This window comes from Cloacibacillus sp. An23, from assembly GCF_002159945.1.
Lineage (GTDB): Bacteria > Synergistota > Synergistia > Synergistales > Synergistaceae > Caccocola.
Genome location: NZ_NFJQ01000003.1, coordinates 53,436 through 72,161 on the forward strand (window position 1 = coordinate 53,436; position 18,726 = coordinate 72,161).

The 18,726-nt window shown below is 55.4% G+C and carries 17 protein-coding genes; 12 read left to right on the plus strand and 5 right to left on the minus strand.

Going from position 1 to position 18,726, the window contains the following annotated elements:
* Positions 1–7: 7 nt before the first annotated feature.
* Positions 8–1,432 (minus strand): amino acid carrier protein, encoded by a 1,425-nt coding sequence (locus B5F39_RS03505; protein WP_087363967.1) that lies wholly within the window; start codon positions 1,430–1,432, stop codon positions 8–10.
* Positions 1,433–1,917: 485 nt separating this feature from the next.
* Positions 1,918–2,658: a gamma-glutamyl-gamma-aminobutyrate hydrolase family protein gene (locus B5F39_RS03510; RefSeq protein WP_087363970.1), complete on the minus strand. Its 741-nt coding sequence runs from the start codon at positions 2,656–2,658 to the stop codon at positions 1,918–1,920.
* A 587-nt stretch (positions 2,659–3,245) separates the two neighbouring features.
* Here B5F39_RS03510 and yedE point away from each other — a divergent pair.
* The 4 genes from yedE (at position 3,246) to B5F39_RS13995 (ending at position 7,409) form a co-directional block, all read left to right on the plus strand.
* Positions 3,246–4,328 (plus strand): YedE family putative selenium transporter, encoded by a 1,083-nt coding sequence (yedE, locus tag B5F39_RS03515; RefSeq protein ID WP_087363973.1) that lies wholly within the window; start codon positions 3,246–3,248, stop codon positions 4,326–4,328.
* Between the two features lie 13 nt (positions 4,329–4,341).
* Positions 4,342–4,557: a sulfurtransferase TusA family protein gene (locus B5F39_RS03520; protein WP_087363976.1), complete on the plus strand. Its 216-nt coding sequence runs from the start codon at positions 4,342–4,344 to the stop codon at positions 4,555–4,557.
* Positions 4,558–4,741: 184 nt separating this feature from the next.
* On the plus strand, positions 4,742–6,703 hold the full coding sequence (locus B5F39_RS03525; protein WP_087363979.1) for a TaqI-like C-terminal specificity domain-containing protein: 1,962 nt from the start codon (positions 4,742–4,744) through the stop codon (positions 6,701–6,703).
* Entirely contained in the window at positions 6,687–7,409 is a 723-nt protein-coding gene (locus B5F39_RS13995; RefSeq protein WP_143330647.1) for a hypothetical protein, read from the plus strand. Before B5F39_RS03525 ends, B5F39_RS13995 begins: the two co-directional genes overlap by 17 nt.
* 101 nt (positions 7,410–7,510) lie before the next feature.
* Here B5F39_RS13995 and B5F39_RS03530 read toward each other — a convergent pair whose 3' ends face one another.
* The 3 genes from B5F39_RS03530 to B5F39_RS03540 are packed head-to-tail and all read right to left on the minus strand — an operon-like array spanning position 7,511 to position 9,819.
* Positions 7,511–8,314, minus strand: coding sequence for an XdhC/CoxI family protein (locus tag B5F39_RS03530; RefSeq protein ID WP_087363982.1), 804 nt, complete (start codon positions 8,312–8,314; stop codon positions 7,511–7,513).
* A gap of 21 nt (positions 8,315–8,335) precedes the next feature.
* Positions 8,336–9,382 (minus strand): molybdopterin-binding protein, encoded by a 1,047-nt coding sequence (locus tag B5F39_RS03535; RefSeq protein ID WP_087363985.1) that lies wholly within the window; start codon positions 9,380–9,382, stop codon positions 8,336–8,338.
* Positions 9,379–9,819, minus strand: coding sequence for a Fur family transcriptional regulator (locus B5F39_RS03540; protein WP_087363988.1), 441 nt, complete (start codon positions 9,817–9,819; stop codon positions 9,379–9,381). Before B5F39_RS03540 ends, B5F39_RS03535 begins: the two co-directional genes overlap by 4 nt.
* A 502-nt stretch (positions 9,820–10,321) precedes the next feature.
* Between B5F39_RS03540 and ilvN the strand changes: the two genes are divergently transcribed.
* From ilvN to B5F39_RS03575, 8 genes are all read left to right on the plus strand, one after another.
* Complete coding sequence (gene ilvN, locus B5F39_RS03545; protein WP_087363991.1) at positions 10,322–10,810, plus strand: acetolactate synthase small subunit; 489 nt, start codon at positions 10,322–10,324, stop codon at positions 10,808–10,810.
* Between the two features lie 65 nt (positions 10,811–10,875).
* Positions 10,876–11,886 (plus strand): ketol-acid reductoisomerase, encoded by a 1,011-nt coding sequence (gene ilvC, locus B5F39_RS03550; protein WP_087363994.1) that lies wholly within the window; start codon positions 10,876–10,878, stop codon positions 11,884–11,886.
* Positions 11,887–11,992: 106 nt separating this feature from the next.
* On the plus strand, positions 11,993–13,678 hold the full coding sequence (gene ilvB / locus B5F39_RS03555; RefSeq protein ID WP_087363997.1) for a biosynthetic-type acetolactate synthase large subunit: 1,686 nt from the start codon (positions 11,993–11,995) through the stop codon (positions 13,676–13,678).
* Between the two features lie 22 nt (positions 13,679–13,700).
* Positions 13,701–15,365 (plus strand): dihydroxy-acid dehydratase, encoded by a 1,665-nt coding sequence (ilvD, locus tag B5F39_RS03560; RefSeq protein ID WP_087364000.1) that lies wholly within the window; start codon positions 13,701–13,703, stop codon positions 15,363–15,365.
* A gap of 287 nt (positions 15,366–15,652) precedes the next feature.
* Positions 15,653–15,787, plus strand: coding sequence for a hypothetical protein (locus tag B5F39_RS14635; protein WP_255376006.1), 135 nt, complete (start codon positions 15,653–15,655; stop codon positions 15,785–15,787).
* Positions 15,788–15,849: 62 nt separating this feature from the next.
* Entirely contained in the window at positions 15,850–17,427 is a 1,578-nt protein-coding gene (locus B5F39_RS03565) for a sodium/proline symporter (protein WP_158095918.1), read from the plus strand.
* Positions 17,381–17,869, plus strand: a complete 489-nt coding sequence (locus tag B5F39_RS03570; RefSeq protein WP_087364006.1) for a hypothetical protein — start codon at positions 17,381–17,383, stop codon at positions 17,867–17,869. The genes B5F39_RS03565 and B5F39_RS03570 overlap by 47 nt, the downstream gene beginning before the upstream one ends.
* Positions 17,870–17,893: 24 nt before the next feature.
* Positions 17,894–18,652, plus strand: a complete 759-nt coding sequence (locus tag B5F39_RS03575; RefSeq protein WP_158095919.1) for a creatininase family protein — start codon at positions 17,894–17,896, stop codon at positions 18,650–18,652.
* Positions 18,653–18,726 lie beyond the last annotated feature (74 nt).

The window sequence follows — 18,726 nt, forward strand, 5'->3', positions numbered from 1 at the left end:
TATTGGATTATTTATCTACGTCAACTTTGCTGTATTCCTCCAGTCCCCACAGCTTACGCGGGCCTTCATAGTCCTTCAATATAGATATAAACTTTTTGGACAGGAGGAGTATCACGACAAGGTTCACGTAGGTCGGTACCGACGACGATATATCGACGATAAGCCAAGCGTAAGATACGTCAGTATGCATGACGTCGACCATGTAAGCCATAATCAGGCCGAAGAACGGCGTTGAGATCCGAAGCATACGCAGCGCGGTCTTTCTGACACGGGCGTTATTTTTGAATGCGTATTCCAGAATGGAGTGGAAGTAAGAAAACCAGCCGGTAACGGTAGTCCATGAGAACAGGAACAGTGAAAACGCTATGAAATAACCGGCGAACGTTTTACCTAGACCGTGGGCGAAAGCATTTATAGTAAGCGTAGAGCCGGAAAGGCCTGAGCTCCATTCGCCAGTGATGACTATTACGAGCCCGGTTGTAGAACAGACGAGCATGGTGCTCATGAATACTTCCATAATGCCCCACATCCCCTGTTCCACGGGATGGTTCTGCTCGGCCGTGGCATGCACCATAGGGCTTGTGCCCCAACCTGCTTCATTGCTGAAGAGGCCGCGTGAAATGCCGGTTCTTGCTATGAGCATAAACGAAGCTCCGGCGAAGCCTCCCACCGCGGCAACCGGCTGGAAAGCGGACTCCACGATCAGTGCTATCGCAGACGGAAGACTCGTTATATTAGTAATGATGATGTAAAAGCCAAACACCATGTACATAATTGACATGAACGGCATCATAAACGACGCGAAATTAACGACGCGATGCATGCCGCCCCAGATGACGACGCCGCACATGAAGCAGAAGAAAGTCGACAAATACATCACCCTGACTCCGGTGATTTCATGAAGAGCCTCGCCTACCGTATATGCTTCGGGAGCCAAGATAAGCTGCAGGAACAAGCTGCCGCCGAATAACACTGCGAATATTTTCCAGCACTTGATTTTTTTGCCAAGCCCCTGTTCTATGTAAAATAGCGGGCCGCCTACTTTCTTGCCGTCTTCTTGTTTTCTGTAATATACGGCCAACGTCACCTCGGCCATTTTAGTCATCATACCGACGAGAGCCGTCATCCACATCCAGAACAGCGCGCCGGGGCCGCCGAGTGCGATCGCGCTGGCTACTCCGCCTATATTGCCAGCGCCTATACATCCAGCGATGCCGACCGCTGCCGCCTGATACGGAGAGATTTTGTTCTTATCGCTGGGCAGCATCTCTCCAGAACCTTTGCCGAGAAAGCAGAAGCGGAATGAATCCGCGAAATGACGCAACTGCCAGAATTTTGTTATGATGGTGAAATACAAACCGGTACCCAACAGGCCTATAAGAAGCGTTGGCCCCCACAAAACGCCGACAACCTGGTTTAGGAACTGTTCCATGCAAGGAATCCCTCCCTGGTTTTTTATGATAATTTGTCCGGTACCGAATGATATTATTTTATTCCATTTAATTTAATATTATCAACAAATAATATATTATAATGCAATAAATATTCGGATAATTTCTTATTTTAGGGTGCATAATACAAATACTATCCAGCACCGCACATATTTGAGGTGTGGAAAAAGCTAATATAAAGGAATGTTTTGGATGCGGCGGGCAAATATATTTTTTTAGAAAAACGACGTAGCCTGTGGGTTTCTCTGCTTGTGGCGATGCTAATTTTTGATGCAGCAGCCGTCAGAGTATTCCTGCGGGCACATGGTACAAGCAGACGGCGGCGTGTATGGTTAGCTGCGCTATGTTTGACGTGATATGCCGTCTTTTATGCCATGTAAAACTAATTTATATACTTACAGTAAGTTTGCGGCGTCAGTAGATGCTGGCATCGCAGTTGGACGCTCTTTAACGCCTCTGTATATTTTTATCGGTGCGAGCGTCCCGCGCACCTTTCGCAGAAGTCTCTGAACAGCGCCGCCATGTCGGGGCCTTTTTCGTCGTAGCGGACGGCTCCGGTCATGCGTTCTGGGTGCCACTGGACGGCGAATATCGGGAGCGTTTCGTGCTCGAGGGCTTCTATCACGCGGCCGTTTTCGGAGAAGGCCGAGGCTTTCAGCCCTTCGCCGGGTTGTCCTGCGGCCTGATGGTGGTAGCTGTTAGCGGTGAAGGAGGGAGGGAAGAGGCAGCGCAGCCACGAGCCCTCTGCAATTTCGACGGCGTGCGTTCCTGGGTCTGGATGGCTTATGCCGAGACATTTTTCGATGTCGCGCACGAGCGTGCCGCCGAAATATACGTTTATCATCTGAAGGCCGCGGCATACTCCGAGTATCGGCTTGCGAGCGGCGGCGAATATCTCGCAGAGCGCAAGTTCCGCGCCGTCGCGCCATTCGTCGGGCCGTCCGCAGAGGCCGCCGTCCTCCATGCCGTAGCGCGCGGACTCTATGTCCTCGCCGCCGGTGAGGAACAGCCCGTCCGCCGCGTCCGCGAGACGCGCGAGGTATTCTTCGCCGCAGCCGCATACGATTGCGGGGACGCCGCCGTTTTCCTCTATCGCCGTGCAGTAGTTCTCAAAAAGGTGAAATTGCATCAGATTGCGCTCCATGTTTTTCTCGAGGCCCGCAGTGACCAGTATCAGCGGCCTGCGTCCGCCGTGTCCGTTGTTCATGTGCCCGCCCTCTCCCCTCAGTCGGTCTTCGGAAGCCGCGTGTTTCAGCGCGCTTCGTAATTTCCAGCTATTATCCCATATATGCGTCGAACGGCGCGCGCTGCGCGTTTCTTTCGAGCGGCGTGTACGGCGCAGGAGCTGGGCTTAATGTCCGTCTTTGCCGGGGGCCGCGCCGTTTTTCGCGCCCGCTCCGGCTTTTTCACATATATTATCCCGTTCGCCGCGCGGCGGCGGCATTTATATGCCCGCGCACAAGCGTATTTTTCCTGAAATCGTTGCTAAATGCGCGGCTTGTGGCTATCATAACAATGTGGCCCGCTTTCGGGCCGGAAAGGGGAGTGCGCCAGATGACGTGATCGTTTCGGTTCGGCTCGTGTACCGGGTCTGTCGTCAACCGCGGCGCGCTCTCGCAGTTTTTTCCCCGTTCTCTTTAAGCGAAGGACTTTTCGTTCGTTTTCTCCTGCGTTCGCTCGGACGGGCGCCTGAGCGCGGGTCTGCCGCACGGCGGCTGGCGCAGCTTCGGCCCGCGCGTTTTATCCGTAGTTTTCGATTTTATAATCCAAATATAAAACGGAGGTAAAAGGACAATGGATCGTATGCTCATGTCAAAGAACGGCCCCGCGATAGCGGGTCTGATTCTGGGCGTAATCGCCGCGTTTCTCGTGAATTTCGGGAATCCGGGCAACATGGGGTTCTGCGTCGCCTGCTTCACGCGCGACATCGCGGGGGCCTTCGGGCTGCATCGCGCCGCGATAGTCCAGTATCTGCGCCCGGAGATAGCGGGCTTCATCCTCGGGGCTTTCGTCTCGGCGCTCGCCTTCTCGGAGTATAGGCCGCGCGGCGGCTCGTCGCCGATGGTGCGTTTCGCGCTCGGCTTCTTCGCGATGATAGGCGCTCTCGTTTTCCTCGGCTGCCCGTGGCGCGCCTATCTGCGTCTTGCGGGCGGCGACTGGAACGCCGTCGCCGGTATCGCCGGGCTCATCTGCGGTATAGGCATCGGCGTCTGGTTCCTCTACGGCGGATTCAGCCTCGGCCCGTCGCGCCCGACGCCTAAGGCGGCCGGGCTCGTGATGCCGCTGTTCGCGCTCGTCGTGCTGATTCTGCTCGTGGCGCGTCCGCTCTTCGGCGCCAAGGGCACCGGCCCGATATTCTTCTCGGAGAGCGGCCCGGGGGCGGCCCACGCGCCGATTCTGATTTCGCTCGCGGCGGGGCTCATCGTCGGCTGGCTCGCGCAGCGCACGCGCTTCTGCACCATCGGCGCGGTGCGCGACCTTATAATGATAAGGGACTGCCACCTGTTCAAGGGCATCGCGGCTTTCATAATCGCCGCGTTCATCACGAACTTCGCGCTCGGCCAGTTCAAGCCGGGATTTGAGGGACAGCCGGTCGCCCACACTATGCAGCTCTGGAACTTCCTCGGCATGGTGCTCGCGGGGCTCGCCTTCACGCTCGCGGGCGGCTGCCCCGGACGTATGCTGATTATGTCCGGCGAGGGCGATTCCGACGCCGGCAGCTTCGTGATGGGGATGCTTCTCGGCGCGGCTTTCGCGCACAACTTCTCGCTCGCCAGCTCCACGTCGGGAATAGGCGCTTTCGGCGCGCCGGCTACGATTATCGGCCTCGTTTTCTGCCTGATAGTCGGTTTCGCGTTCAAGAATAGAATGGCCTAGGAGGCGCATGAAAATGGAAAAAATAACTGTGGACGCGCGCGGCCTCTCCTGCCCGCAGCCCGTCATAGAGACCAAGAGGGTGCTCGACAAGCACAGCTCCGGCACGGTTGAGATACTCGTGGACACCGTGACCTCGCGCGAGAACGTCCTGCGCTACGTCACGAACGCCGGCTGGAAAGGCGGATGGCGCGAACAGGACGGCGGCTACGCCGTGACTGCGACGAAGTAACACCGCGCATTTTAATCTACAAAACGCCGGAAGTGCGCTAAATGCGCATCCGGCGTTTTTGTAAGAGTAAACCGTATGCTGACATACAAAATAGTGTCGTTGTATTTACGTATGATATGTTGAGATATGCACCCTGTTATGCCATAATGATTAAATGATTTTTAATGTAGCGGGGTTCTCTTCTATGATTTATAACTATAATAAACTATGGCAACTATTGATAAATAATGGAATGACGAAAACTCAAATGCGCCAGTCGGTAGGTATCAGCGCAAATCTACTTGCGAAGATGGGAAGAAATGAACCTGTTTCGCTGAATAGTTTGGCAAAGATATGTACCACGTTGAACTGTGGACTTAATGATATTATAGAAATTATTGAAGATAATCAGACCATAATTCCAGAAACCATACGGGATAGCGTATCAGATGCCACTGTAAGAAATTGGGAAAAACTTAAAACAACATTGATTGGGCGGCTGACCACACGTGCAAATAAAAGAAAATCGCAAAAACGTTTCATTCCATTAGAATATAACTGCAATAAGGACAATATCCCTTTTGTCCAAGGTATTTTGGAGTATATAGACGCTAATAACCTTGATATTATGTCATCCATGTATTCTTTAGGGATTAGCCTGTTAAATAACGCAAAGATTTATAATAAACAACATGTAAAAAGTACTTTAAAAGAATATGAATATGTTGATGTTGTGGATGAATTGACGAGACTTAAAATACCGGATGATGAATTCGATATTCTAGGATTGATTTATCAATCATATTTGCAAGAAGGCCAAAAAAATATTATCGGTTCATATTATACGCCACAAAGAATAACACACAATCTGACATCGAGATTTGATTTTTCTAATGGCGAGCTTTTTCTTGACCCATGTTGTGGGAGTGGAGCCTTTCTGTTAAGCGTTAAAGTGAAAAATCCTAACCAGATATATGGAATAGACAACGATAAGATAGCTGTCTTGATTTCTAAAATTAATATATTGTTGAAATATAAAGATATTGAATTTATCCCACATATTTACTGTCTTGATTTTTTAATGGGTAATTCGATCACTCAGCGGCATCCAGTATTTGAAAAGAGATTTGATTATATTGCTACAAATCCACCATGGGGCGCGATGCGCGATAACTACAAATATATAGAGACCATAACGTCCAAAGAAACATTTTCATACTTTTTTGTAAGAGCATATGCACAATTAAAGAAAGGGGGCATAATAAGGTTTCTTTTTCCGCAAGCAATTTTAAATGTAAAAATCCACAAGGATATAAGGAAGTTTATTCTTAATACAGCAAAACTCGCAAGCATAACGATATACGATGATATGTTTTCAAGTGTGACAACAAAGTATGTCGATATTGAGTGTGGTAGCAATGCTAATAATGAAATATTTTATATGTATACAAACACCGAGAAAAGAGCTATTGCAATTAAAACTGTTTATGAAACAGAGAATTTAATATTTAACCTTCTGTCTTACGAAGACATTTCTATTATTCAGTGTGTCAAAAATAAAGGCAAATTTTCTCTCACTAATAGTACTTGGGCATTAGGTATTGTTACAGGAGATAATAAGGGCAAGCTTTCCTCAAAATGTTTTTGTGGCATGGAGAAAATATACACTGGGAAAGAAATACAACCATATTTTTTAAGTCCAGCAAAAAACTATATTTTGTATGATAGAGCCAACTTACAACAAGTTGCTAAAGAAGAAATATATCGTGCGCCAGAAAAATTAGTATACAAGTTTATATCAAACAAGCTTGTTTTTGCGTATGATGATAGCGCAAGTCTTTTTTTGAACAGCGCTAACATCTTGATTCCTGCCATCCCTTCTATGGGCATAAAGACTGTAATGGCCTTTTTAAACTCGACATTATATCAATTTTTATATATTAAGCTTTTTGGTGAAGTAAAAATACTAAAAGGAAATTTAAATGAATTGCCATTTCCTGAGATAACCCAAGAGGAAAATGACAACTTAACATTATTGGTAGATGAAGTTTTAAGTGGTAATAGATTTAAACGAGAAGTTATTGATAATTATATTTTTTCAATATATGGTTTATCTGGCAAACAAATAACTTATATACGGAGTGTAATAAATGGAAAATTTAATTAAGGAATTAAGGACTCAAATTGCTGCAATGAACAAAACACATGTGGGCAAATATAACCTAAGCGATAGTGTGTTGGATAATTTATATTCTGTCTATCCTTTTAACAAATTTGAATACATCATAAGCCATTTGATTGGTACTGACACAATTTCACTTCAACAATACCTTAATCTCCGTAATGAATACTTAGAACGAAATAAGTACTTATATGTTTTTGAAATTACCGCACCGCGCACTTTTGGGGAGACATGGGCACAACGACACCTTAATGAAATTGTGCCCGAACTGCGACGCCCATCAACGTCTTATGACCCTAATTACTCAGGACAATATGATTTTTTGTATGATGGGATTAGAATTGAGGTAAAAGCATCAAGAGCCGTTCGGCGAAAGAGTGGGGATTCCTTAATAATTAAAGCGTTATCAAGTGATTCAAAATATGGTTTTGATATGAATTTCCAACAGATAAAACCATCTTGCTGTGATGTGTTTGTCTGGATAGCAGTATGGCGTGATGTAATACGTTATTGGGTACTTTCCAGTAATGAAGTTGCAACTAATAAATACTATTCAACCGGCCAACACAGAGGAAATCATGATGAAGGACAGCTGTGGTTGAAAGAAACGAATATTAATGATTTCAATACTTATGAAGTTGGCGTTCGTGATATCTTATCTAAGATTGTCGAGAAGGGCAGGCATAATTAGCATCTCTTTGTGCCACATATCACTGTATTAAGTCATACAAAACTCCCGAAGCACCACGTTCTCTGCGCTTCGGGAGTTTTGCCCCGGTATCTCGCGCGCGCTTAACGCGCCGCGGTTTCGCCCCGCAGCCTTTTTATGTCCGCGCCGTATTTTACGGCGATTATCTCGGACATTATGGAGACGGCTATTTCGTTGGGCGTTTCGGCTTTTATGGGGAGGCCGATCGGCTGGTAGATGCGGTCGAGGTGCGCGGCTGAGACGCCTTCCGCCAGCAGCTTGGCGCGCACGGCGGCTATTTTGCTGCGCGAGCCTATCATGCCGTAGTATGCGCCGGGCTTGCCCTCGGTGACGCGGACGGCTTCGGCGTCGAGCGCGTGTCCGCGCGTCATTATCACGACGTAGCTGCGGCTGTGGAGCGCGAGGCCGTTTCCAAAAATTTTGTCTATCGGGCAGACGATGTTCCGCGCCCACGGTATGCGTTCGTCGTTGGCAAATTCCGGGCGTTCGTCCCATACCGTGACGCGGAAGCCCGCGAAGGCCCCGAGCTCGGCGGTCGCGCGCCCGACGTGGCCCGCACCGAATATCACGAGCTCGTCGCCGAGGCCTATGACCTCGATGAACACGTCGGCCTCGCCGCCGCAGACCATGCCGTCCTTCGCGGTGAGGCTTTTGTGCCAGAGCGTGGATGTCTCGCCGCTTTTCATAAGCGCGAGCGCCTTCTGTATCGCCTCGTATTCGATGAGGCCGCCGCCTATCGTGCCCTCTATCGAGCCGTCGGGGCGCACCCACATCGACGCGCCGCGGCTGCGCGGCGTGGAGCCGGTTTCGCGCACGACGGTGCAGAGCGCGCCGACCGCGCCCTTTTGTATCTCTGCATTGATTTTGTTGAGAAATTCCGCGTCCATTTTACTCGCCTCCGTTTCCGTTTAACTTCCCGCCGCGAAGGAGCAGGCCGGATAGTGGCATACCTCGCAGTGCTCGCAGAGGCCGCCGACTCCCCAACGGCGCACAAGGTCGCCCGGCTCTATTCCGGCGAATATGAAGGGCAGCAGCTTGTCGAGCGCGGTGCGGTCGTCGAAGGCGACGCATGCCGGCGCGCCTATGACGGCTACGTCGCGGCCGTCTTTGGGCGACTTCGCCCAGCCGAGCATGAGCATCGCGCCGGGAAGCGCGGGCGTGCCCTGGAATGAGATTTTGCGGCACTGCGAGCGTATCGCGCCGGGGGTCTTGTCGTCGGCGTCCACGCTCATTCCGCCGGTGCAGATCACCGCGTCCGCGTCTTCTTCGAGGAAGGCCCCTATCGCCTCGCTTATCTGCTCGAGCGAGTCGGTGCAGAATCTCTGTCCCATGAGCGAGCCGCCGAGCCTTCCGAGCTTTTCGAGAAGCTTGGGGCGGAAAGCGTCTTCGACGCGCTTGTCCACGATTTCCTTGCCTGTCGTGACGAGGCCGACGCGGAGCGGGCGGAAGGGAAGTATTTTGAACGGCTGGCTGCCGCGCACCGCCGCGACGGCGCGCTCTACGCGGTAGTCCTCGAGCACGAGCGGGCGGATGCGGAAGCCCGCTACGACCTGCCCTTCGAGCACGGGGCGGTGCGGCGCGAGCGCGGAGAGCACCCAGTCCGGGTCCTGGTTGACGCGGTTGACCGTCTCGGCGAGATACCAGAGAAGCCCCGATTTTTCGGCGACGAGGTTGCATCTGCCTTCGGCGGGCGGCGTGACGCGGAGGTTCTCCCCGCAGAGCGCCTCGCCCAGCTGCATCGCCGCGTCGTCCTCGTGTACGTCGCCGGGCGACAGCTCCATAACGGAGAGGTTTTCGCGTCCCATGTCGCGCAGCGTCTCGAGGTCGGCCTCCGTTATGACCTGGCCTTTTTTGAAGCGCGCCGATTTTTTGTGATTTTTCGCGTCGATCTGCGTCAGGTCGTGCGCGAGCGGCAGCCCGACGGCCCGCTCGAGCGGAATCTGCGTTATCTTCATTCGTTGTTTTCCTCCTCCTTGACTCCGTTCTGCACGGCGCACTCCGCGCACCTGCCGTAGACTACGAACTGCTTGCCCTCGACCTCGACGCCGTCCGGCACGCCGACGCGCGGCATTCTCTGATCCGCGAGGCAGAACATCCTGCCGCATTCGAGGCAGAGGAAGTGCGGGTGGTCTCCCGGGCAGCCGTCCGATTCGTCGCCGTGCGCGCAGAAGCGCCACACGCCGTCGATGCCCTGCACCTGGTGGACGATGCCGGCCTTGCGCAGAGTTTCGAGCGTGCGGTATAGCGTCACGCGGTCAAGATGCTCTTCGATCTTCGAGAGGATTTCCGAGTGCGAAAGCGGCGAGCCGCAGGCGAGAAGGAGCTCCAGTATGATCCTTCTCTGGCGCGTCGTTCTGAGTCCGGCGTTTTTCAGCGTCTTTTCTATATTCAAGGCCTTTTCCTCCGATGTTGAAAATAAGCGAGCCTTCCTAATTATATATTTATAGGCGAGATAAACGCAATTACATTGCGCAAAATATATTCTTCGCGCGCCCGGGGCATTTTGTAAGATTTTAATGTAAACTACGCCGTTTTCGTTAAGCGCGGCGGCGCGCGGCCTTTCATAAATCGGGCGAACGCGACAAACGGCGCTTCTGCGCTAAGTAAAACCGCGGTGCCTTTGCACGGCGCTTGTTGACATTTGTAAAAACTGCTTTTATTATGTAGCTTGCTATGCCACGGGGATTCATGTTCCCGATTCCGGCACGAGGGGAAGGGCGCTGTGATGCGTGTAAATAACATATCCAACGTTATCAACGTAGTCGTCGTTATTATTAGCAGCGGGTCCCCCGAAGTGACCGGCGCTTAGCGGCTGTGTTAATTTCGGACCGGGACCCGCGAGGGGTTCCGGTCTTTTTTATTTTTGAAGTTTTGGAAGAAAGGGCGTTTTCAGAGTGAAGAGTACTTTCAGCATCATATCCGAAGATAATCCGGGTGTGCTTATGCGTATCGCGAACCTCATATGCAGGCGTGGCTACAACATAGAGAGCCTGAGCGTGGGACGCACGGACGTGCCGGGCCTCTCGCGCTTCACCGTCATCATCGAGGGCGAGGAGGGCGCTTACGAGCAGATACGCAAGCAGCTCATGAAGCTCATCGAGGTCGTCGAGGTGCGCAATCTCACAAAGGAAGGGCCCTTCGTCGAGCGCTGGCTTTCTCTGGTGAAGGTCATGGCCCCGGTGGACCGCAGGCCGCATATTTTGCAGACGGCGGAAATTTTCCGCTGCCGCGTCGTGGACCTCGGCTCCGACGCCATTACGCTCGAGGTGACTGGCGACCGCGGCAAGGTCGAGGCCTGCCTCGAGGCTCTCAAGCCCTACGGCATTCTCGAGACGGCGGGCTCCGGTCAGGTCGCGCTCTCGCGCACCGGCTTCGGCAATTAGGTTATCACGGGCTTTAACGGCTTAGCGATATAAATAAAAACATATTTTTAAGGAGTTGTTTCACAATGGCAAAGGTTTATTACGACCGCGACGCAGATCTCAGCTTCCTCAACGGCAAGACGATAGCCATCCTCGGCTACGGCAGCCAGGGGCACGCCCACGCGCAGAACCTCCGCGACAGCGGAGCCTCCGTCATCATCGGGCTGCACGAGGGCAGCAAGTCGAAGGCGAAGGCCGAGGCCGACGGATTTGAGGTCTACTCGGTGGAAGAGGCGTCAAAGAAGGCCGACTTCATCATGTTCCTGATCCCGGACCACCTCCAGGCCGAGACCTACAAGACGAAGGTCGCCCCCAACATGAAGCCCGACGCGAAGCTCCTCTTCGCCCACGGCTTCGCCATCCACTTCGGTCAGATAGTCCCGCCCGCGTCGCACGACGTCTTCATGGTCGCGCCGAAGGGCCCGGGCCACACAGTCCGCTCGATGTATAAAGAGGGCAAGGGCGTTCCCTGCCTCATCGCCATCCAGCAGGACGCCAGCGGCAAGGCGAAGGAATACGCCCTCGCCTACGCTTCCGCGATAGGCGGAGGCCGCGCGGGCATCATCGAGACCACCTTCCGCGAGGAGACCGAGACCGACCTCTTCGGCGAGCAGGCCGTCCTCTGCGGCGGACTCACCGAGCTCATGCAGCAGGGCTACAGGACGCTCGTCGAGGCCGGCTACCAGCCCGAGATGGCCTACTTCGAGTGCATCAACGAGATGAAGCTCATCGTAGACATGATCTTCGAGGGCGGCATAAGCTGGATGCGCTACTCCATCAGCGACACCGCGAAGTTCGGCGATATGACCGCCGGCCCGAAGGTCATCGGCGAAGAGTCGCGCAAGGCGATGAAGCAGATACTCAAGGACATACAGGACGGCACCTTCGCGCGCGAGTGGATACTCGAGAACCAGACCGGACGCCCGCGCATGAGGGTTTGGGCGAAAGCCGCGCAGGAAGCCCCGAACGAGGCCGTCGGCAAGGAGCTCCGCAAGATGATGCCGTGGATGGAGCAGAAGGAAATACCGAGATTCTAATATCATACACAGTCCGCGCGGGCGGTTCACGCCGCCCTGCGCGGCTTCGCGGCATATCCGCCGCGTAACGAAAAAACGGAACGACCAGCAAAAAGGAGCGCTCTCAATGGCGAAAATGAACGGGGCTCAGATGATGGTCAAGGCGCTCGAGGACGAGGGCGTGAGCACGCTCTTCGGCATCCCCGGCGGCACTGTCATCCATCTATACGACGCTCTTTACGATTCGAAATTAAACCACATACTGATGCGCCACGAGCAGGCGGCGGCGCACGCCGCGGACGGCTACGCGCGCGCGGGCGGGAAGCCGGGCGTCTGCATCGCGACGTCCGGCCCCGGCGCCACGAATCTTCTGACAGGAATAGCGACGGCGAACCTCGACTCGGTGCCGCTCGTCGCGATAACGGGCCAGGTCGCGCAGTCCGTCATAGGGACGGACGCCTTCCAGGAGGCCGACATGATAGGCGCGAGCCTGCCCTTCGTGAAGCACAGCTTCCAGATACACACGCCGGACACAATACAGTCCATCGTCCACAAGGCTTTCTACATCGCCTCGTCGGGGCGTCCCGGGCCGGTGCTCGTAGACTTTCCCGCCGACGTGCAGAAGGGCTTCGGAGACTACAAATATTCCACCCAGCTCGACTTTATGGGCTATCATCCGGAAAACGACTACAACATCGCGCGGCTCGACGAAGCCGTATCGCTGATAGAACACGCCGAGCGCCCAGTGATATTCGCGGGCGGCGGCGTCGTATGCTCCGGCGCCTCCGAGCTGCTTACGGAGTTCGCGCTTAAATACGAAATCCCCGTGACGACGACGCTTCTCGGCAAGGGCGCTTTCCCCGAGTCGCACCCGAGCGGCCTCTCGCTCGGAATGGCCGGCATGCACGGGCACCCGGTCGCGAACCGCGCGCTCATGGCGGCGGACGTCATAATCGCGATAGGCTCGCGCTTCAGCGACCGCACGACCGGAAACCGCCAGAGATTCGCCGCCGACGCGAAAATCATACACATAGACCTCGACCCCGCCGAGATAGACAAGACTGTTGAAAGCGACGTCTGGCTCATCGGCGACGCGGGGCGCGTGCTCGGCGAGCTTATGGGCGCGATGCGCAAAAAAATAGCCGACCACGGCGAATGGAACAAGACCCTCGCCGAAATACGGCGCAAAGAACCGATGCCGCACACGTCCATAGACGGAGGCATCGCCCCCTGGCAGGCGCTCGAGGCCCTATGCGAGATAACCGACCACAAAGCGATAATAACCACCGAAGTAGGGCAGAACCAGATGTGGGCGGCGCAGTTCTGCAAAGTCGAGGCTCCGCGCCGCTTCCTCAGCTCAGGCGGCCTCGGCACAATGGGCTTCGGCTTCCCGGCGGCGATAGGCGCGGCATACGCCTGCCCCGGGCAGACCGTCTGCTGCGTCGCGGGAGACGGCAGCCTCATGATGAACATACAGGAGCTGGACACCTGCGCGAGATACGACATCCCGGTAAAAATAGTTCTTCTGAACAACGCCTGCCTCGGAAACGTGCGCCAGTGGCAGTACCTCTTCTACAACTGCCGTTACTCCAACACGATATACAGCCGCAACCCGGACTTCGTCGCGCTCTCTGAGAGCATGGGCGTGCCGGCCTTCTCGGTCTCCTCGCCCGACGAGCTGCGCCCGTCGCTCGAAAAGCTCTTCTCCGAACCGGGGCCGGCGCTCCTCGACGTGAGGATACCGCAGGGAGCGATGGTTTTGCCGATGGTATATCCCGGCAATTCGATAGATAATATGGTTACAGATCTATAAATTTTTCAGAGAAGGTGTGGAAATGAACAGCGACAAAGCGAAAAAAGGCTATATGCGCAGCCCGCACCGCTCGCTACTCAAAGCGGCGGGCTACACCGACTGGGAGATAGAGCGCCCGTGGATAGGCATAGCGAACGCCTATAACGCGGTCATACCCGGCCACGTCCACCTGCGCAACATAACCGAAGCGGTCAAGGCCGGCATCTACGCCGCCGGCGGGCTCCCGATAGAGTTCCCCGTCATCGGCGTATGCGACGGCATAGCGATGAACCACGAAGGGATGAAATTCTCGCTCCCGAGCCGCGAGCTCATCATGGACTCCGTCGAAGTAATGGCGCGCGCGCACGCCTTCGACGGCCTCGTCCTCGTGCCCAACTGCGACAAAATAGTCCCCGGCATGGCGATGGCGGCTGCGGAGCTGAACCTGCCCGCGGTCGTCGTATCCGGCGGCCCGATGATGGCGGGACAGAACAAAGGCAAAGTCCTCGACCTCAACAGCGTCTTTGAAGGCGTCGGAATGCGCGCCGCGAACAAGATAGACGACGCGGGCCTCCAGGAAATCGAAGACAACGCCTGCCCGGGCTGCGGCTCCTGCTCCGGCATGTTCACCGCCAACACGATGAACTGCATGATGGAAGTCCTCGGCCTCGCCCTTCCCGGCAACGGCACCATACCGGCCGTGCACGCGGGACGCATCCGCCTTGCTAAAGACGCGGGCCGCGCCGTCATGGACATGGTGGAAAAGAACATCCGTCCGCGCGACATACTCACGATGGACGCCTTCCGCAACGCCGTGGCCGTAGACCTCGCGCTCGGCGGCTCCACCAACACCTCGCTCCACCTGCCCGCGATAGCGTGGGCCGCGGGGCTCGAGCTGCCGCTCGACCTCTTCAACGAAATCGGCGCGAAGGTGCCGCACCTCTGCTCCATGAGCCCGGGCGGCGCCCACCACATCGAAGACCTCTGGCGCGCCGGCGGCGTGCAGGCCCTGATGAAAGAGCTGCTCGACGCGGGCCTCATCCACGGCGAAACGATAACGGTAACGGGACACACCACAGCCGAAAACGTCGCGAACGCGAAAGTCTCCGACGCTGAAGTCATCCGCCCGATAGACAAGCCGCACCACAAAGAAGGCGGCCTCGCCTTCATCAAAGGCACGCTCGCCCCGCTCGGCGCGATAGTCAAACAGGCTGCCGTAGCGCCAGAGATGCTCGTCCACCAGGGTCCCGCGCGCGTATTCGACTGCGAAGAGGACGCGAGCGCCGCGATAATGAACAACGAGATTAAAGACGGCGACGTCGTCGTCATCCGCTACGAAGGACCGAAAGGCGGCCCCGGAATGCGCGAAATGCTCGGCCCCACCTCCGCGATAATGGGACAGGGCAAGGGCGGCACCGTCGCGCTCATCACCGACGGACGCTTCTCCGGAGCGACGCGCGGAGCTTCTATAGGCCACGTATCGCCAGAAGCCGCGATAGGCGGCCCGATAGGCCTCGTCGAAGAGGGCGACATCATCTCCATCAACATACCGGAGAAACGGCTCGACCTCCTCGTTTCCGAAGAAGTCCTCGAGGAACGCCGCAAGAAATTCCAGCCGCACGTCCAGCCGACCGACAGCCCGTTCCTCAACCGCTACCGCGCCTTCGCCACCTCCGGCGTAGAGGGCGGCGTACTGAAAAAGCAGTAAGGCCGGCAACCCGTTTAATAAAACAAAAGAAGCAAGAAAGCCGCGGCCCGATACACAGCCGCGGCTTTTTCTTATCCTCGCTCTGCGAAAGCAAAGCCGCGCGTTTTCTTTCGCGCGCCGCGCACCGTACATCTCAAGCGCCTAGAAGCCTGCGCTGTTTTTATATAAGTTTATAAAAATATCATGATGAAATTTAAGATTATTGTGCTATCATTTACACATCGCGGAAACAGGAACGGAAGTTTCCGCGATATATATTTCCGCGGAGCGGAAGAGGAGGTTTGTTGATGACGGGAAACGAGATATTCTGGCATTCAGGGACATGGGGACTGTTTGCCGGACAAATTTTCGTGCTGCTGCTTATCTTTTTCCTGTATTTTTATATGGGAAAGAAAGAGAAGGAAGCCCGGCGCGGCAAGTAGCGGCGTCACGGCGTGCGTTTTTTACGAATTATTCGGACGAAGGTGAGTTTGCTGTGAATTTGGTGTTTGTTTCATTTTTTCTGTATCTTGCTGTGATTTTCGCCATAGGCGTGGTCACGATGCGTATGGGGCGGACTTATGAAGATTTCCTCATCGGAGGGCGCAGGATAGGCCCGTGGGTATCCTCATTCGCGCTTATCACGTCGTACATGAGCGGCTACACTTATACCGCGGCGCCGGGGCTGGGGTACACCGGCGGTTATTCCGTGCTGTGGTGGGCGACCGGAGACGCTCCCGGCAACGCGCTGAGCTTCGGAATCCTGGGCCGCCGCATCAGAAAGTACTCGGAACTTCTCGGCGCGATCACGCTGCCGGAGTATTACGAGAAGCGCTTTAACTCGCCCGCGCTCCGCGTTATCTCCGCCGCCATCATACTGCTTACGGTGAGCATGCATCTGGTGGCGCAGTGGACGGCCTCCGGGAAGCTTTTGAGCGTGGTCTTCGGTACGGAATATTTTACCGGTATGGTGATAGGCTGCGCCGTCGTGCTGATTTACACGATAATGGGCGGCTATCTCGCCGTCGTATATACGGACTTTGTGCAGGGGCTGCTGATGTTTTTCGGGACGCAGATGCTTTTCTGGGTCGCGCTCGGCAGGATAGGCGGCTTCGCGGCTCTGAACGACAAGCTCGGAGCCATCAACCCGGCGCTCGTTACGCCCTGGGGGCCGGACATGGCGTATTACGGGCTGCTCGCCGCGGCGACGCCGGTCATACTGATCGTAATGGGAAGCTTCGGTATGCCGCATATCACGATCAAACATTTTTCAATGAAAAATCCGGACACGGCGCGTCAGGCGATGCTGATAACTGGCGTGTTCGTCGTTCTCTTCAGCTTCGTCTATTATATGACCGGCGGCCTCGCGCGCGTCATCCTCGGAGAGAACCTGGCCGACGTCGAGCAGGCCGGAGTCATGCTGTGGTTCAAAGTCCTGCCTCCCTTCTGGGCCGGTTTCCTCAGTTCCGCCGCGGTAGCCTCTCTGATGTCTACGGCGGATTCCTTCCTGCTTCTGCTCGTTTCGACGATAGCGCACGATTTGCTCAACAGATTCTCAAAGAATGAGATTCCGGAGAAGAAGCGCATCGCGATCGCCCGCGCGCTCGTCCTGATCGTCGCCTGCGTATCGTTCGCCGTCGCGATGAATCCTCCGGCGCTCGTCTTCACGATAGTCATATTCGTTTTCGGCGGCATGGCGCTCGCCTTCGGCGTGCCGAACCTCTTTTCGATATTCTGGAAACGGACGACCGCGGCAGGGGTCGGCGCCTGCATGATTTCGTCGCTCGTCGTCTATACCGGCGCCACCGCGGCTAAATTTTCGCCGTGGGGCCTGCATCCTTTCATCAGCGGACTGATAGTCGCAGTGGCTGTGCTTGTGCTCGTCTCTCTCGCTACAGAGCCGCCTAAGGGGCGCGCGCTCGAAATGTTCGATTATGCGGCGGCTTATGGAGACGTGCCGCGTTCGGTGGCGGCCGGCGCTTCCGCAAGCGTGCGCGCCGAGGCCAGCCTGGCCGAGGCCGAGCTCGGGAACGGCGTTGATCATAAAGTGCTGGCCGGATCAGGCGCCGCGGCTGCCTGCTAGCGTCGCGGCGGAGGCCGAAAGCGTCAAGCCGGGCGGACGGTACTTCGTCCCGTTCTGGCTCGTCGCATTCGACGTATCCGTGAAATTTCCGCTGGCGAAACGACGGGAAACCTCCGCTTGGCTCGCCGTCAACGCGCTGAGCGGAGACATCGTATATCCCCCCGCCGTGAAGCCCGTCGAGACGGAGGCTTCGGGAAAAGAAGCGCCCAAGCCGCGCCTGTCGTGGCGCGACATGGATGAAAGCCGCTGCGCCCAGGCCATAAACGGCGGGATAAGGGGCCGCGCGCGCGCATGGGCCGACGTAAGCTACACGGCGCGCTCGGCCGAAGTCGTGTATAAAAAAATTCTGGTGTGGCGCGTAAAATTTAAAAACGGGCAGAACCGCCGCATAGCCCTGGATACTCTGAGCGGCGAATACGGCATATTGGACGACGGACAATAATTATAGAAAGGCGGCACTATGACGATGGATAAACTAAAACGTTGGACGGACATGACGTGGATCGACATAAACGAAACGCGCGGGGAAATGATAGCGCTGATACCGTGCGGGTCGGTGGAGCAGCACGGGCCGCATCTCCCGACCGGCACGGACCTCTACATCGCGCAGGGAATAGCGGACAAACTCGCCGGGGCGGGGCTCCCTTGTCCCGCGGAAAGGCTGGTCATGACGCCGCCGTTCTTCCACACCTACGCCAAGGAAAGCGACGCGTGGCCCGGCACGCTCAACTTAGACGGCGCGACGCTCGCTCTGGCCGTGCGCGACGTGGCCGAGGGCCTCTTCCGCCAGGGGATAAAGAACATCGTACTGCTCAACGGGCACATGGAAAGCTACGCCTTCATAATGGAAGGGCTTCAGCTGGCGACCGGCGACAAAAGCGGAGTGAAAGCGATCTCCGTCAACTGGTGGGATTTCATAAGCGACGGGCTGATCGACAAGCTGTTCGGAGACAAATGGCCCGGCTGGGTCGCGGAGCACGCCGCGCTTACCGAGACGTCGATAATGCTTTACCTTCGTCCGGAACTCGTCAGAATGGAGCTGTCGGAGGCGGGCGTCATCCCGGCTCCGCTCCCGTACAAAATATTCCCGCAGAAGAAAGAAACTCTGCCTCCGTCCGGCATGTTCGCGAGAGCGGATGGAGCGAGCGCCGATATAGGAAAAATCCTCGTCGATGAAGTCGTAAACAAGCTCGCTCCCATAATCGAGGAAAACTTCCGAAATTAAGCGCCGCCGGCTTCTGCGGCTGAAACAAAACGCAGCCGCCCGCAGGTCCGGAACAAAGTCCTGGCGGGCGGCCT

Excerpts from the sequence above, each read along its gene's own strand:
- B5F39_RS03505 (WP_087363967.1), bottom strand. The coding sequence starts at position 1,432 with ATGGAACAGTTCCTAAACCAGGTTGTCGGCGTTTTGTGGGGGCCAACG.
- B5F39_RS03510 (WP_087363970.1), bottom strand. The coding sequence starts at position 2,658 with ATGAACAACGGACACGGCGGACGCAGGCCGCTGATACTGGTCACTGCG.
- yedE (WP_087363973.1), top strand. The coding sequence starts at position 3,246 with ATGGATCGTATGCTCATGTCAAAGAACGGCCCCGCGATAGCGGGTCTG.
- B5F39_RS03520 (WP_087363976.1), top strand. The coding sequence starts at position 4,342 with ATGGAAAAAATAACTGTGGACGCGCGCGGCCTCTCCTGCCCGCAGCCC.
- B5F39_RS03525 (WP_087363979.1), top strand. The coding sequence starts at position 4,742 with ATGATTTATAACTATAATAAACTATGGCAACTATTGATAAATAATGGA.
- B5F39_RS13995 (WP_143330647.1), top strand. The coding sequence starts at position 6,687 with ATGGAAAATTTAATTAAGGAATTAAGGACTCAAATTGCTGCAATGAAC.
- B5F39_RS03530 (WP_087363982.1), bottom strand. The coding sequence starts at position 8,314 with ATGGACGCGGAATTTCTCAACAAAATCAATGCAGAGATACAAAAGGGC.
- B5F39_RS03535 (WP_087363985.1), bottom strand. The coding sequence starts at position 9,382 with ATGAAGATAACGCAGATTCCGCTCGAGCGGGCCGTCGGGCTGCCGCTC.
- ilvC (WP_087363994.1), top strand. The coding sequence starts at position 10,876 with ATGGCAAAGGTTTATTACGACCGCGACGCAGATCTCAGCTTCCTCAAC.
- ilvB (WP_087363997.1), top strand. The coding sequence starts at position 11,993 with ATGGCGAAAATGAACGGGGCTCAGATGATGGTCAAGGCGCTCGAGGAC.
- ilvD (WP_087364000.1), top strand. The coding sequence starts at position 13,701 with ATGAACAGCGACAAAGCGAAAAAAGGCTATATGCGCAGCCCGCACCGC.
- B5F39_RS14635 (WP_255376006.1), top strand. The coding sequence starts at position 15,653 with ATGACGGGAAACGAGATATTCTGGCATTCAGGGACATGGGGACTGTTT.
- B5F39_RS03575 (WP_158095919.1), top strand. The coding sequence starts at position 17,894 with ATGGATAAACTAAAACGTTGGACGGACATGACGTGGATCGACATAAAC.